Annotated in this window: 14 protein-coding genes; all 14 read right to left on the minus strand. The window is 44.6% G+C overall.

The window, feature by feature from the left end; translation table 11 throughout:
• Positions 1–30: 30 nt before the first annotated feature.
• The 14 genes from BLT15_RS03115 to BLT15_RS03180 all read right to left on the minus strand — a co-directional run bounded on the left by BLT15_RS03115 (position 31) and on the right by BLT15_RS03180 (position 14,587).
• Positions 31–1,038 carry a deoxyguanosinetriphosphate triphosphohydrolase gene (locus tag BLT15_RS03115; RefSeq protein ID WP_089758710.1) on the minus strand — a complete coding sequence of 336 codons (1,008 nt, stop codon included), beginning with the start codon at positions 1,036–1,038 and terminating at the stop codon, positions 31–33.
• 131 nt (positions 1,039–1,169) lie between these two features.
• The gene (locus BLT15_RS03120; protein ID WP_089758712.1) at positions 1,170–1,979 is read right to left on the minus strand and encodes a pyruvate, water dikinase regulatory protein; all 810 of its coding nucleotides are present in this window, start codon (positions 1,977–1,979) and stop codon (positions 1,170–1,172) included.
• Positions 1,980–1,985: 6 nt separating this feature from the next.
• Entirely contained in the window at positions 1,986–4,052 is a 2,067-nt protein-coding gene (gene glyS, locus BLT15_RS03125) for a glycine--tRNA ligase subunit beta (protein WP_089758562.1), read from the minus strand.
• Between the two features lie 2 nt (positions 4,053–4,054).
• Positions 4,055–4,909 carry a glycine--tRNA ligase subunit alpha gene (locus BLT15_RS03130; RefSeq protein ID WP_089758564.1) on the minus strand — a complete coding sequence of 285 codons (855 nt, stop codon included), beginning with the start codon at positions 4,907–4,909 and terminating at the stop codon, positions 4,055–4,057.
• Between the two features lie 113 nt (positions 4,910–5,022).
• Positions 5,023–5,808 (minus strand): DNA repair protein RecO, encoded by a 786-nt coding sequence (gene recO / locus BLT15_RS03135; protein WP_089758566.1) that lies wholly within the window; start codon positions 5,806–5,808, stop codon positions 5,023–5,025.
• Between the two features lie 9 nt (positions 5,809–5,817).
• On the minus strand, positions 5,818–6,504 hold the full coding sequence (gene deoC, locus BLT15_RS03140; RefSeq protein ID WP_089758568.1) for a deoxyribose-phosphate aldolase: 687 nt from the start codon (positions 6,502–6,504) through the stop codon (positions 5,818–5,820).
• 198 nt (positions 6,505–6,702) lie between these two features.
• Complete coding sequence (gene era, locus BLT15_RS03145; RefSeq protein WP_089758570.1) at positions 6,703–7,587, minus strand: GTPase Era; 885 nt, start codon at positions 7,585–7,587, stop codon at positions 6,703–6,705.
• On the minus strand, positions 7,588–7,995 hold the full coding sequence (locus BLT15_RS03150; RefSeq protein ID WP_089758572.1) for a cytidine deaminase: 408 nt from the start codon (positions 7,993–7,995) through the stop codon (positions 7,588–7,590).
• Positions 7,996–8,055: 60 nt separating this feature from the next.
• Complete coding sequence (locus tag BLT15_RS03155; RefSeq protein WP_143423002.1) at positions 8,056–9,078, minus strand: DUF3048 domain-containing protein; 1,023 nt, start codon at positions 9,076–9,078, stop codon at positions 8,056–8,058.
• A gap of 10 nt (positions 9,079–9,088) precedes the next feature.
• Complete coding sequence (locus tag BLT15_RS03160) at positions 9,089–10,360, minus strand: hemolysin family protein (protein ID WP_089758576.1); 1,272 nt, start codon at positions 10,358–10,360, stop codon at positions 9,089–9,091.
• A 25-nt stretch (positions 10,361–10,385) separates the two neighbouring features.
• The gene (gene ybeY, locus BLT15_RS03165) at positions 10,386–10,844 is read right to left on the minus strand and encodes an rRNA maturation RNase YbeY (RefSeq protein ID WP_234985482.1); all 459 of its coding nucleotides are present in this window, start codon (positions 10,842–10,844) and stop codon (positions 10,386–10,388) included.
• The gene (locus BLT15_RS03170) at positions 10,844–12,961 is read right to left on the minus strand and encodes an HD family phosphohydrolase (RefSeq protein WP_089758578.1); all 2,118 of its coding nucleotides are present in this window, start codon (positions 12,959–12,961) and stop codon (positions 10,844–10,846) included. The genes ybeY and BLT15_RS03170 overlap by 1 nt, the downstream gene beginning before the upstream one ends.
• Before the next feature lie 49 nt (positions 12,962–13,010).
• Positions 13,011–13,946, minus strand: a complete 936-nt coding sequence (locus BLT15_RS03175) for a PhoH family protein (protein WP_089758716.1) — start codon at positions 13,944–13,946, stop codon at positions 13,011–13,013.
• A 296-nt stretch (positions 13,947–14,242) separates the two neighbouring features.
• Positions 14,243–14,587 (minus strand): histidine triad nucleotide-binding protein, encoded by a 345-nt coding sequence (locus BLT15_RS03180; protein ID WP_089758580.1) that lies wholly within the window; start codon positions 14,585–14,587, stop codon positions 14,243–14,245.
• Positions 14,588–14,598: the final 11 nt, after the last annotated feature.

Here is a 14,598-nt window from a genome sequence, read left to right on the forward strand (position 1 = left end):
TTCTCCTCCAACAGAAATTATCCTGCAGATTTAAGCCCAGGGGGTGGGAATAAAGAGTTCTCTTCCCTTCTGGATGGCATAGCGGTCGGTCATACCGGCTATATAATCCACCACCGCCTGTTCTAGCTCAGACTGCTGAGCTCTTTTGCTGTATTCAGAAGGCATTTTTTCCGGATGCTCATGATAGTAGCTGTATAATTCCTTAAGCAGTCTTCTGGCCTTGTGCTCTTCTTTTTTAGCACGGGAACCGATGTAGACATTGGCAAATAAAAAATCCCGCAGTTTTTTCGTGATTTTCTCTACCTCATCTGTCATTTTGATCTCATCTCTGTTTCTGCTGGCACTGATGATACTTTTCACCATGGAGTCTATTCTCCGGGAGTGGGTTTTTCCCAGTATCTCATCCGCTTTTTCGGGCAGATCGCTGAGCTGCAAAATTCCCGCCCGCAAAGCATCATCGATATCGTGGTTTATATAGGCGACTCGATCGGCCAGCTTGACAATTTGGCCCTCGAGAGTTTCCGGTTTTTCCCTGCCGGTGTGATGACAGATGCCATCTCTGACTTCATAAGTCAGGTTAAGCCCGGAGTCATCGCTGTCGCTTCCCTCGAGAAAATCAACCACCCTTAAACTGTGTTGATTGTGGTTGAAGCCCCCCGAAGTCAGCTCATCGAGAATATCTTCGCCGGCATGTCCAAAGGGGGTATGACCCAGATCATGGCCCAGAGATATGGCCTCGGTCAGATCCTCATTTAAGCCGAGAGCGCGGGCTATAGTTCTGGAAATTTGTGAAACTTCCAGAGTGTGGGTGAGGCGGGTCCGATAATGATCTCCCTGAGGTGATATAAAAACCTGAGTTTTATGTTTTAGCCGACGAAATGCTTTGGCGTGGATAATTCTGTCCCGGTCATTTTGAAAAGCGGTACGCAGGGGACAGCCTTCCTCTGTTTTCCTCCTGCCCCTGCTCTCTGCGCTTAAAGCAGCCTTTGAAGAAAGAATATTTTTCTCTCTCGTTTCCAGACCCTCTCTATCCACCAGCCCGGAATCCACTCCCTGATAATCCATGATTTCATCCCCGCCTTGTGAATTAGGATCTTCTCCATATAAACTCTCCTGATAATCCAGTATATATGACAATTCTACCAATGGATTTTATGAAGAGCCATGAACTATTCTTCCAGAAATTTCTGTACCTGAGTGGCCGATTCTTCGATCGATTTATTGGTAACATTGAAAATCGGACACCCTATCTCTTTCATTATATCATCGGCATATCCGAGCTCTTCGTTTATCCTTTCGATAGAGGCATATTGAGAATCAGGACTGAGCCCCAGTGATTTCAATCTTTCCTGCCTTATTTCATTGAGCACCAGGGGATCGATTGTAAGCCCAACTACTTTGTTATCCGGATTTTGAAGCAATATATCGGGAACGTCGACTTCGGGTACCAGAGGAACGTTGGCAGCCCGGTATCCACGATAGGAAAGATATATGCACATAGGAGTTTTTGAAGTCCGGGAAACTCCTACCAGAACCACATCAGCCTTCTCCACTCCTTCGGGATCATTTCTATCGTCGTATTTGACGGTAAACTCCATGGCCTCAACCCTGTCGAAATAATTATCATCAAGCTGATGACGCAGACCCGGTTTGAGCTGAGGAGATTGGTCGAGTTTATTCTCCAGCTCATTCATTATAGGTCCCATAAGATCGACCATGGATATCTTCCTTGTATTACCCATCTCTTTGAATTCGGACCTCAGTTCTGGATCTATCAGCGTATAGACAATCAGGGCGTCCTCTTTTTCCGCCTCAAGAATGATGCTTTTCAGCTCCCTGATGGTGTTCATATGAGAATATTTTTTTACGCTGAAATCTGTCTTATCAAATTGACTGGCCGCCGCCTCGAGAACAATATTGGCCGTTTCCCCCAGCGAATCAGAAACTACATAAATTGAAGTATTATCCTGTGAAGACATGTCCAATCACTTCCGATCCTCGTCAAGAGCTATTTCGCCGATGTCCATAACCTGATCACTGAGACTGGAAACTTCAGCAAGCAGAGCCAGTCTATTCTTCCTCGTCTCTTCATCATCGACCATTACGACAACATTATCCAGAAAATTATCGATGGGATCTTTGAGATCGACCAGCTTTTCCAGCCCCTTTTCATAGCTGCCTGCAGAAAAGGAGGAGAGAACATCCTCTTTAACATCGCTGTATTCCCGATGGAGGTTCATCTCTTCTTCCTCGCCCAGCAGATCCGGATTTATTTCCGCGGCAGGCTCACCCTGGGCCGCCAAATTCTGGCATCTCTGAAGACCGTATATCAAATCTGTAAATCTGCCCAGATTCTCGCTGCGCAAATTCATAAGTGCCTGGCATCTCTTCCAGCAGTCGGTGATATCATCGAATCCTGCCTCCAGTACAGCTTTGATAATATCATATCTGATATCCCGCTCGCCCAGATGCGATTCCAGCCTATCTCTGATAAAATCCCGTATGTTCACCCTGACCTCATCTTCGGCTCCGATCAATTCAGAGGTCTCAGCGATCAACTCACTCACCGTAATATTCCAGTCCCGGGAGATGAGTATTCTGATTATACCGACACCTTTTCTGCGCAGAGCAAAAGGATCATGGCTGCCGCTGGGTTCATTTCCGGCAAAGAAATTGCTCACAATATCGTCCATTTTATCGGCGATGCTCAAAACAGCTCCGACATCCGAACCGGGCAGCTCTCCGCCGGACTGATCGGGAAGATAATGTTCTTCGATAGCCTCGGCGACAGGCTTTTCCTCGCCGGCATCTTCAGCGTATATTCTCCCCATAACTCCCTGCAATTTGGCAAATTCATCAACCATATCCGTGGCGAGATCAAATTTGGCCAGCCGGGCAGCCCTCTTTAAAGCCTGTATCTTATCTTCGGACAGACCGAGGTTTTGACCAAATCCCCGGGAAAGTTTTTCCAGTCTTTTTACTTTGTCGTATATACTGCCCAATTCCTCCTGATAAATAATGTTCTTCAATTCCTGATTGAAATCTTCCAGTTCAACACTTCTATCCTCCTCATAAAAGAAAGCGGCATCTGCCAGTCTTGCTCTTATGACCATTTCATTCCCCTTTATAACATTCTCCAGGTGTTTTTCATCACCATTTCTTACACTTATAAATGAAGCAGCCAGGCTGTCATTTTCTTTTACCGGGAAATATCTCTGATGTTCGATCATTGAAGTTTTCAGCACCTCATCGGGTACCTTAAGGAAATCGGGGTTGAAACTGCCGAGAAAAGCGGCGGGAAATTCGATGAGATTAGTCACTTCCTGGATAAGATCATCGGTGATAAAAACTTCTATATCTTCCTCGTTTTCTATCTCTTTAATCTGCTCCAGAATCATCGCGCGGCGTCTATTTTGATCGACTATCACATATTCGTCGGCCAGCCGGGAGAAATAATCGTCGGCTGATTCAATCCGCTTCGAATCAACTCCCAAAAATCGATGCCCTCTGGTTATCCGATCGGATTCGAGGCCGGCAAGCTCAAAATTTATCACTCTTTCGCCGTAAAGAGCCAGAATCCAGCGTATAGGACGGACAAATTCAAACTGGCCGCTTCCCCAGCGCATTGTCTGCGGCTGTGAGAGGTTTTTGACCAGTTCGGGCAGCATTTCGGCCAGAACTTCCCGAGCAGGTCTGCCTTCAATCAACCTCTCCACAAAAAGATAACCGTCCCTGATTATCACTTCCTCCAGATCCACATTTTGACCACGAGCAAATCCTTCAGCAGCTTTGGTAGGGTTTCCCTCGTCATCAAAAGCTATTTCCTCTGAAGGCCCTCTAATGACCTCTTCAGTATCGGATTGTTTTTCTGCTACTCCTTCAGCCTCCAGCACAAGCCTTCTGGGAGTAGAATAAACGTCAATTTCTTCATAATCTATCCTGTTATCTTCGAGAAGTTCTTCTGCGTCATCGGCCAGGTTATTACGCAGACCGGCCACCATGCCGGCGGGAATTTCCTCCGTTCCCAGTTCAAAAATCAGCTTATCAGCCATTATTACTCCTCCTCCTCAAAATTTAAACTGAGATATTTGCTGGCGCAGCCGCGGGCTAGATCTCTTACTCTATTGATGTAGTTGGTGCGTTCAGTAACGCTTATCGCGCCGCGTGCATCGAGCACGTTGAACAGATGTGAGCACTTGAGTGTATAATCATAGGCAGGCCGGGGCAGATTTTCCTCAAGACAGCCCTCAGCTTCTTTTTCGCTGTGGTTAAACATCTCCCGCAGTCGGGACTGATCTGCCACATCAAAGTTATAACATGACTGCTGGTATTCGTTCTGATAATAAATGTCTCCATAGGTAACATCGTCGACCCATTCAAGATCATAGACGCTTTCTTTCTCCTGAAGATACATCGCTATCCTCTCCAGGCCGTAGGTTAGCTCGACCGTAACAGGGTCGGTATCATATCCTCCCACCTGTTGAAAGTAGGTGAACTGAGTAATCTCCATACCATCCAGCCAGACCTCCCAGCCCAGCCCCCAGGCTCCCAGCGTCGGAGCTTCCCAGTTATCCTCGACAAACCTGATATCGTGTTTTCTGGGTTCGATACCCAGATTTTCCAGGCTGGCCAGATATAAATCCTGAACATCTTCGGGAGAGGGTTTTAAAATCACCTGATATTGATAATGACGCTGAACCCGATTGGGATTTTCACCGTATCTACCGTCCTGAGGTCGGCGAGAAGGCTGAACATAGCCGGTATTCCAGTCATCATCACCTAAAGCTCCCAGAAAAGTTGCCGGACACATGGTACCTGCTCCAACCTCCATATCATAAGGCTGTTCTATGACACAGCCATAATCATTCCAGAACTCATGCAGATTAAAAATGATCTCCTGAAAAATCATAATACTCACAGCTCCTCTCCTGACTTAATTTAATTGTCTGTTTTTGGAAAAAGACCAGATTCAAAGTCCAAAATTAAAAAAATAAAACACCTCTCCAGAACAGTTAGCAGCGCTTAAAAAAGCGATAGAAATCTGCTGGAGTTCAGGGAGAGGTCGAGATGATAATTTATAAATTTATCCAAAATCCTGTTGATATAATCCAGCCTGTCTTCATCTACAGTGAGTTCTCTTTCATCCAGCAAAATTTCATAACCCCGGGAAAATGATTCGGCTAAAAATTTAAAGCTAGAAAGGTCTATGGGCATTCTACCCCGGGATATTTCAGGCTTCTGACAGCAGGTGACACCGCCCGCCCTGATGGAAAGAGAAGATTTGTAGCCATCAGCAAATTTCTCCGCGCTCATATAATTCTGGCAGTCCGAACATCTCTGAAGCCGGGGTCTAATTCCCAAAAAATCCAGGGCTTTTAGTTTAAAGACGGCGTGAATAGTCTTAAGCTCAACTTCAACGTCGATTTCTGCCTCCATCAACAGGGATAATGTCCTGACAAGATGGCCAAAGTAATCTGGCTGCGCTATCTCTGTGCCGGTTTTATAAATAAATTCCAGTATATAACTGCCATAACTGAGTTTCTTGAGATCATTCTTTATCTGTGCATACTGACAGCGCAGCTCAAGATCGGAGATGCTCCCCAGGCTTCTAGAATCCTTCCTGTAATATTCGATATCATTCCAGCAAAATTTCTGCAGCATGCCAGAAAAATCAGAGGTCATCTTCTTGGAAGAGGGAGCAGCCAGCCTCAAAAGTCCCTCCTCCCTGGTATAAAATGTTACCAGCAGATCGTCCTCACCCAGATCCATATCTTTTAATACTACACCCGTTATCTCCTTTTTCGCCATCGATAATTTTTAATCCTCTTCATCTTCAGAAACAATATTCACACCCGAACTGGTGCCAATACGATTTGCACCGGCATCGAGCATCTCAAGGGCATCAGAAAAATCTCTGATACCGCCAGCAGCCTTAACTCCCAGGTCTCTTCCTACAGTTTTTCTCATAATGCTTACGGCTTCTGGAGTAGCTCCCGAATCGCCAAATCCTGTGGAGGTTTTTATAAAGTCTGCTCCCGCATCTTTGGCAATCTGTGATGCTTTTTCTATCTCTTCTTCGTCCAGATAACAGGCCTCTATAATCACCTTTACGATTATATCCGATGTCACACCAGCAGTATTGGTGGCTTCAACCACTGACTTAATATCCGATTCTACCAGATCATAGGATCCGGATTTAAAGGCTGAAATATTCATTACCATGTCCAGCTCTCTGGCACCATTTTTGATCGCATTCCTGACCTCGAATGATTTGGTCTCTGTCGTATGTCCTCCCAGAGGAAACCCGATAACTGTACAGACTTTTACAGAACTATCTTCCAGCCTGCGGCTGGCAAAAGGAACATAAACAGGAAGCACGCACACCGAGGCAAATTCATGCTCATGAGCTTCCTGACAGAGCTTTTTAACATCCTCAACCGTGCTCTGAGGTTTAAGCAATGTGTGATCGATCATTTTTGCCATATCTTTAGGTTTTATAGCCATGCTTGTTATTTCACTCCCTGTAACAGTTCTTTTGACTTGTGTATTAATTTAATATCCAGATCCAATCAATTCCACTGCGTCATATCCTTATTCTCTTATTCTATGCCGGCCTTATGATATCCTGCCTCTTTCTTCGAAGGCAAAATTTTTAGAAGTCAGCATCCGGCTGCCCCCTGATATTCATAATCCCTGTTTTTTTCAAAGTTCATAACCTAAATTTTTCATCCATTTCTCTTTTTTTCGCCAGTCTTTTTTCTCCTTGACCCATAGATCGAGATAAACTTTATCCTGCATCATTTTTTCTATCTCCTGCCGGGCTCTTTTCCCGATCTTCCTCAGCATGCTGCCTTCTTCACCTATTATCATACCCTTATGACTTTTCTGTTCGACAAATATATTAGCTCTGATATAAATTATATCCTCTTTTTCTTCAAATTCTTCGACCCTGACAGCTGTACCATAGGGAATTTCATCCCAGGTGAGTTCAAAAATCTGCTCTCTTATAAACTCCTCCACAAGCTCCCTCTCAATTTTATCCACGTACATACCATCGGGGTAATACTGAGGTCCTTCGGGCAAATTTTCCCTGAGAAAATCCATAATGTTCTCTTTTCCTGTTCCCCGGCGGGCCGAACAGGTGATAATCGGCATATCAGCATTCTTTTCGTAATTTTCGATTCTCTCCGCCAGTTCCTTCTCATGCAAAAGATCAATCTTATTCAGAATCAGCACGGCAGGAATATCACGACTTTCAATTCGGGAATAAATGAACTCATCACCGGGACCAAATTTCTCCGAGACATCACAGACCAGCAGTATTAAATCTATCCCGCTCATGCTCTTCTCTATTTCATCCAGCATGAATTCATCCAGCTTATTTTTGATCTTATGAACGCCAGGTGTGTCGAGAAAAACAGCCTGAAAATCATCCCCGGTAAGTATAGCTCTGCTTCTGCGGCGGGTAGTCTGCGGTCTTCTGGAAACTATGCCTGCCTTTTCACCAATCAGAGCATTTATTAAAGATGACTTCCCCACATTGGGACGGCCCAGCACGGACACAAAACCGGATTTAAATTCTCCCATCTATTTCATGTCCTCTGCAGTGAAGTTATAGGGCAGTAATTCAGAAGCTTTTGTTTTTCTGTACTCTCCTCCATCAGAAGCCATGATGACTTCCATTTCAGGATTGAATTCTACCAAAACCTGCCGACAGGAACCGCAGGGAGATACCGGTCTATCTGTGTCAGCTATTACTGCCAGGGCTGCAAAATCCTGATGCCCGGAAGCCACGGCTGAAAATATAGCCGTTCTTTCCGCGCAGTTTGTCAGGCCCAGTGCGGCATTCTCCACATTGCATCCTGTAAACAATTCTCCACCGGCGGTCAAAACGGCTGCCCCGACCCGAAAGTTGGAGTAAGGAACATAAGCATTTTCTCTGGCTTTTCTGGCTTCATCGATGATTTCATCAAGATGCCCCGCTTCCAGAGCCATAAAAACTCCTCCTTTTGTTAACAAGGATCTTCTCGTCTTCAGCTGGCAACAAATAAAACCTTAATATATTTCCATTTCCGCATCTTCGGGCAGAACATGAAACCAGGTTTCCGACTCCAGATGCTCCGCAAAAGAGCTGTCGGCACCGACACCATCCAGCCGCAGCTCATCTTTCTGACTGTCATAATCCCATGTTCCTTTATAAGATTTCCTTCCGGTGAGAAAATAAGCTGCTCCTCCGGAATCTAAATGAATTCTCTTTCTGCCTTCCTCATCGATCGTTTTGTGGGGAGCAAATATAACTGCCAGATTTTTAAAATTTATTATTTCCCCCGTTTCATCCCGATGTGGACCACCGCCAGTATAGCGGTAAAAGCGGCCGGAATCGTCATCGAATTCATAGGTCAGGTTTTGTCCTCTGAAACTCAATTCTATCCGCTTTAACTCATCATCATCGGCAGCCAGAACAGTATGTTTTTTTGATTCTGCTTCCCCTTCTCCCCGGAATGATAGGTGCTGACCTATATCATTATCTGAAGTTCTTTTCAGATTCATATCTTCAGCTGCTCTGGTTATACCTTCTTTCCCGGTATAGAGATTGTGAGGTGTTTTCCGGCCTTCATCTCTCCAGAAATAGCCCGGCCTGATCAATTCATTAACACTTTCAGCACTGCTTGCCTCCAGATTTTCCATAGCTTTACTGCTGCCGCCAGCATGGAAAATGACCGGATCAAAGCCTTCGGTGAGTTTCACCATATAAGGCCTAAGACTTCTTACAGGGCCGACCCTCTGCGGAGGAAGATCTCTGTTATAACCGGCCAGAAAGCGGGTTATGCCTCCTTCTACCAGAAATTCAAATACGATATCGGCCTGGTTGAGGCCTGCCTGAGGTTGAGAAGAAGGATGATTATCCACCACTACCAGTACGGGAGGATGATCTGCCCCCGCAGAAATTGGGGGAATAAAATAAACTGTCATCATAATGATTAAAAGTCCGCACAGGAAAAAGGTCAAACTGATGGATTTAATTTTTCCCGTGCTGACCGGGAGACAGAGATTGAACATGTAATTCAAATTTTTCACCTCATAAATACTATATGTAAGTCAGTTTTTCCAGCGGATCTTCTGTTTTTATCCTCACTTTTTTAATGCGATGTTCAGTGGTAGCCATTACTTCCAGTTCCAGACTGCCCCTGACTATCTTCTCGCTTTCTCTGGGAAAATAACCGAGCTGATGAAGAATATAACCGCTTATGGTTTCGTAGGTCTCCTCATCCCCCAGAGGCTCAGGCAAATATTCATTTATTTTGTCTATATCCACGCCGCCCTGAACTATAAGTTCGTGCTCACCAACGGGCTCAATTTCTTTTTCTGCCGGATCAAACTCATCTCTGATATCGCCGACTATCTCCTCCAAAAGATCCTCTATAGTTATCAAACCCGAAGTGCCTCCGTATTCATCGAGGACAATAGCCATATGCTCCTGCCGTCTTCTCATCTCGTTCAATAACTGATTGATCGGCTTGCTTTCCGGTATAAAATAGATCGGCTTGATAAAATCTTCCAGATCTAGATCTTCCAGTTTAGGCGGCGATTCTTCCAGCAGCATAACCAGAAGATCCTTAACATAAACCAGGCCGACAATGTCATCTACAGTTCCCTCATAGACTGGTATGCGCGAATAACCGTATTCTACGGCGAGTTCGACGATTTTATTAACCGGAGCACCTCTTTCCACGCAGACCATTTCAGTACGAGGAACCATGATCTCCCTCACCATTATATCATCAAAATCAAAGATGCTGTGGATCATTTCGCTTTCCGTCTCTTTTATAGCTCCCTCTTTTTCCCCAACGTTGACGAATCGGCGAATCTCCTCCTCCGTGAGAAAAGCAGCCGACATAACGTTTTCAGCTCCAATTATGATCTTGATCAGCCAGGAAAAAAAGCTGACGAAAGGCGAAAACAATCTTTCCAGCCAGATCAAAAAGGGGGCAACTGTCCGGGCATATTTCAGGGATCTGTTATTGCCCAGAGATTTAGGTGTGATCTCTCCGAAGATCAATATTAGAAAGGTCATAACCCCGGTAGCAATGCCGACTCCGCTTCTGCCAAAAATTTCGATGGAAATTGATGTAGCTATCGCTGAAGCAGCGATGTTGACCAGATTATTTCCGATGAGTATGGTGCTTAAAAGCCTGATTTCATCTTCCAGCAGTTTATCTACCAGAGCGGCTTTCTCGTCTCCTTTATTCACCTGATCTTTTACCTTTACCCTGCTGGCAGCCATGAAGGCTGTTTCTGATCCCGAGAAAAATCCCGAAAGGAAAAATAAAACAAGCAGCAGGATTACCTGCCAGACCATTTTACTCCCCCCAGTTCATCCCTGACTAATCCGAAAAAAAGTCGAGCTCTGAAAGATAACTTTTCTCCCTTTCCTCCATATCAGAGCGAGTCTCAAAATCACCGTGTTCATAGCCCAGAAGATGCAGCACTCCATGTACGGTTAAAAACGAAATCTCGTAAAATAAGGAGTGATTATAATCTTCAGCCTGATCTCTGGCCCTGGGAATAGAAATTATAACTTCTCCCAGAAGCTCCTCTCCCAGAGGAAAGGCCAGCACATCAGTCGGTTTTTGTCTATCGCGATATTCTTTGTTCAGTTTCTCGATCCTGTCATCATCCACAAAAGTAAGGCTGACTTCAAGACAGTCAGGATGTTCTTCAGCTTCTTCAAGTTCCCGATCTAAAATGATTTTGATCAATTTTTTCAGCTCAGCGAGCCTCTCATCGGCGAGATCAAAATCATCTATCTGACTGCTGATCAAAATCTGCGAATTAATAGTCACTATTCTCCCTCCACATCCTGAAATTCTTCCTCCAGATCTTCGGGATACTCCACCCTCTGGTGATAAATCCCGGTCAATATTTTGGTAAAACTCTCGGCGATAGTATCGAGCTCCTGCAGAGTGAGCTCCGATTCATCCAGCTGATTTTCCAGGAGTTTTTCTCTGATCAATCCCCGCACCAGATTCTCTATTCTATTGGGGTCGGTTTTATCAAAGTTTTTTGATCTCACAGCAGCTTCCACAATATCAGAAAGCATAAGAATAGCTGCTTCTTTTGATTGAGGCTTGGGACCATCATATCTGAAGTTCGATTCTTCGGCAACTGAATGATTATTCTCCCTGGCTGCTTCCTGATAGAAAAATGAAATCAGGTTCGTTCCCTGATGCTGTTCTATTAAATCTATTACAGCTCTGGGAAGATCATGATTTTTTGCCATTTTGACCCCATCTTTGACATGAGATTTTATGATCAATGAACTTAAGTTGGGGTTGATATCATCGTGAGGATTTTCACCTCCGAATTGATTGTCCGCAAAAAAGTAGGGTCTTTTTAGCTTGCCTATATCATGATAATAAGCTCCCACCCTGACCAGAAGGGAATCAGCACCTATATTATCCGCCGCAGTTTCCGCAAGATTACCCACCACCATACTGTGATGGTAGGTGCCAGGTGCTTCTACGAGAAGTCTTTTTAACAGAGGCTGGTTGGGATTGGAAAGTTCGAGAAGTTTAACCGCCGAGGTCAAATTAAATATATTCTCAAGATAGGGAAGTAATCCGTTGGCCAAAATGGCCACGAGCAGACCGTTCAGGGCTCCCATTCCCGCCAGCAGTATGATATCCAGCAGGGTAAAGGCGGGCTGAATAAAATTCAGCATTATTACCGTGAAGACCAGAACCCCGCTGATATTGAAACCGGCTTTGATCAGATCGCTTCTCTGATTTATTTCAGCAACGCTATAGATACCGATCATGCCGGATATAAAAGCTACGACGGCCACATTATAATTCATATCAAAAAGTATCGGCAGCAGAAGCGAAGCATACACGGTAGCTGTAACCGCGGGAGCTGTGGACAGGAGTATCGTCAAAAGCACCGAAAGCATACCCACCGGCACGATGTAAAATATATAATCGGGCTCAAAAAGCGTCGATATCCAGGCCATCATAAACAGAATAACTATCAGTGTCTCTATAAGGTAAAGTTTGTTGTTTTCCCGCCAGATCGCTGTCAGATGGTTTTTAAAATAATAGATTATGATCAGAGTCAATATTAAAAAATACAGAACTGTGCCTGAAAATCTCAACCAGCTGACTTCCAGGGCTGAAAGACCAACATCATCAAGAGCCCGATATTGTACAGGCGAAACTAATTCTCCTTCTTCGACTATTAATTCTCCCTGAGCAAAATCTTGATAAACAGGCTGCACGCCGGCAAGCACTTCTTCTTCCCTCTCCCGGGTGGCCTCTTCGTCTATAACCATATTGGGGGCTAGATTTTCTTCAACCCTGCTGAAGAGTAAATCCTGACTGTTCTCATCCAGGTCTATATCTCCTATAAACTCTTTTAAGTCCTGCAGAGAACGATCCATCTCTCCCTCTCTGAGAGATCCCCGATAAAGTCTTTCCAGTTCGCCAAAAACATGTTCTCTAAAACCAGTTACTTCCTCTTCTGTTAGCTCCCTTAAGATGTCCATCTGCGAGGTGTCCAGCAATATGCCCGCCTCACCCAGAACGCTTTCCACCTGATCTCCGTCCTCCAGGGCAGCTGCTTCTGCCAGGACCGAAAATTCCAATTCCAGATTGTCGCGGGCAATCTCAAGTGCCTCCCTATTCTCCACGAAAACTGCAGAAACATTGCTCAAGGCCAATTCGCGCCTTATTTCTGTTGTTTCTTCATCAAGCACAGATATATCAGCAGGAGCGGATACATTTACAGGGCTGGGTTCACCCACCGAAAACTCGGAAACTGTAGGGATGATGCTGGCAGTGAGGATTATGAGCATCAGAAGGCAGAAGAGCAGCCCAAAAATTACTTTTCTCACATTGGGGTCCAGGTCCCGAGCCCGGGAAAAAATATTAATATTTTCCTGCAGCCAATCTATTAAACTGCTCATGAATTGAAATTCCACCTTTAGTAAAAACAACCTCTATTGTAGATCCTAATCACTCATTTTCCTTCTCCTCATAGGCGGTAATTATTTTGCGGACCAGATTATGACGCACAACATCGGTTTCATCCAGATAGACAAATTCTATGCCTTCTATATCTTTCAATATTTCTTCCACCTGGCCCAGACCTGATTTCTGATTGTAGGGAAGGTCTATCTGAGTTATATCTCCGGTAATTACCGCCCGGGAATTGAAACCTATCCGGGTTAGCATCATCTTCATCTGTTTTGTGGTTGTATTTTGAGCTTCATCCAGAATGATAAAAGAATCATCAAGAGTTCTTCCCCTCATATAGGCCAGCGGCGCAACCTCGATTATATCTTTCTCCAGATATTCTCTGACCTTATCGGGACCGAGTACATCAAATAAAGAATCATACAGAGGTCTAAGATAGGGATCAACTTTATCCTGCATATCACCCGGCAGAAAACCAAGTTCCTCACCGGCTTCTATAGCCGGCCGGGTCAGAACTATTCTATCGACCCTGTGATTTAGTAAATTTTTAACTGCCATGACAACTGCCAGATAGGTTTTCCCTGTTCCTGCCGGCCCGATCGAGAAAACGATATCATACTTTCTCATGGCTTCTAAGTACATTTTCTGTCCGACAGTCTGAGGGTTGATCTCCTCCCCTTTATGATTAACCTGGATAACCTCGTTAAATATGCTGGAGAAGTCCAGGTTGTTATCATCCTGCAAAAGCTCGATGATGTAGTTGAGCTGACGATCAGAGACAGTATTTTCCTCTTCCAGCAATTTTGCCATCTCCTCCAGCGTACGACGGGCCAGCTCTACCTTTTCGGGGAGGCCTTCGATATTGATTTCGCTGCCTCTGGCAATCAATTTCACATCCAGCTCTTCCTCGATCATTTTGATGTTTTTATCGAGGTTGCCGAACAGATTTCTGGCTTTATGATAATTTGAGACCATGAATTTTTCAGAGATCTTACTGCTCACAATCACCCTCCTCATCCAGAGATAATTGAAATTCCTGGACTGAATGTCCTTAAAAACACTATTCCAGTAAAAATTTAAAAATCCTTCCTCATCTCATTATAGAATCCCTAACTATTAGCTCGATAGCATAACCTATATTAACATATCTACCCCGCTTACTCAATTATAAGCATAAAAAACCTGCTCCGCCAAATTCAGCCGCTCTCCTGCGGCCGCGCAAAAGTGGACGAAGCAGGGATATAAAAAATTAAATTCTCTTGAAGTGGTGATCATCCGGGCGGCCAGGAAAGTTCTCTTCCTCCCAGAAGATGAAAATGGACATGGCCGACAGTTTGTCCGCCTTCTTCTCCACAATTATTTACCACCCTGTAACCGCTTTCTGCTATCCCTTCCGAACGGGCCAGCTTCTGAATGGTCTTATGAATATCAGCTATAAGATCAAACTCATCTTCAGGAACTTCCTCAAGTGATTCAATGTGATTTTTGGGTATTACCAGCAGATGAACCGGCGCCTGAGGATTGGCGTCCTCAAAAGCAACGATCCTATCGTCCTCGTATACTACATCGGCATCCATTTCTCCGGAAGCTATGTCACAAAAAATGCAATCCGTCATCTCCGAATTCA

The sequence above is a fragment of the Halarsenatibacter silvermanii genome (genome assembly GCF_900103135.1).
Taxonomy (GTDB): Bacteria; Bacillota; Halanaerobiia; order Halanaerobiales; family Halarsenatibacteraceae; genus Halarsenatibacter; species Halarsenatibacter silvermanii.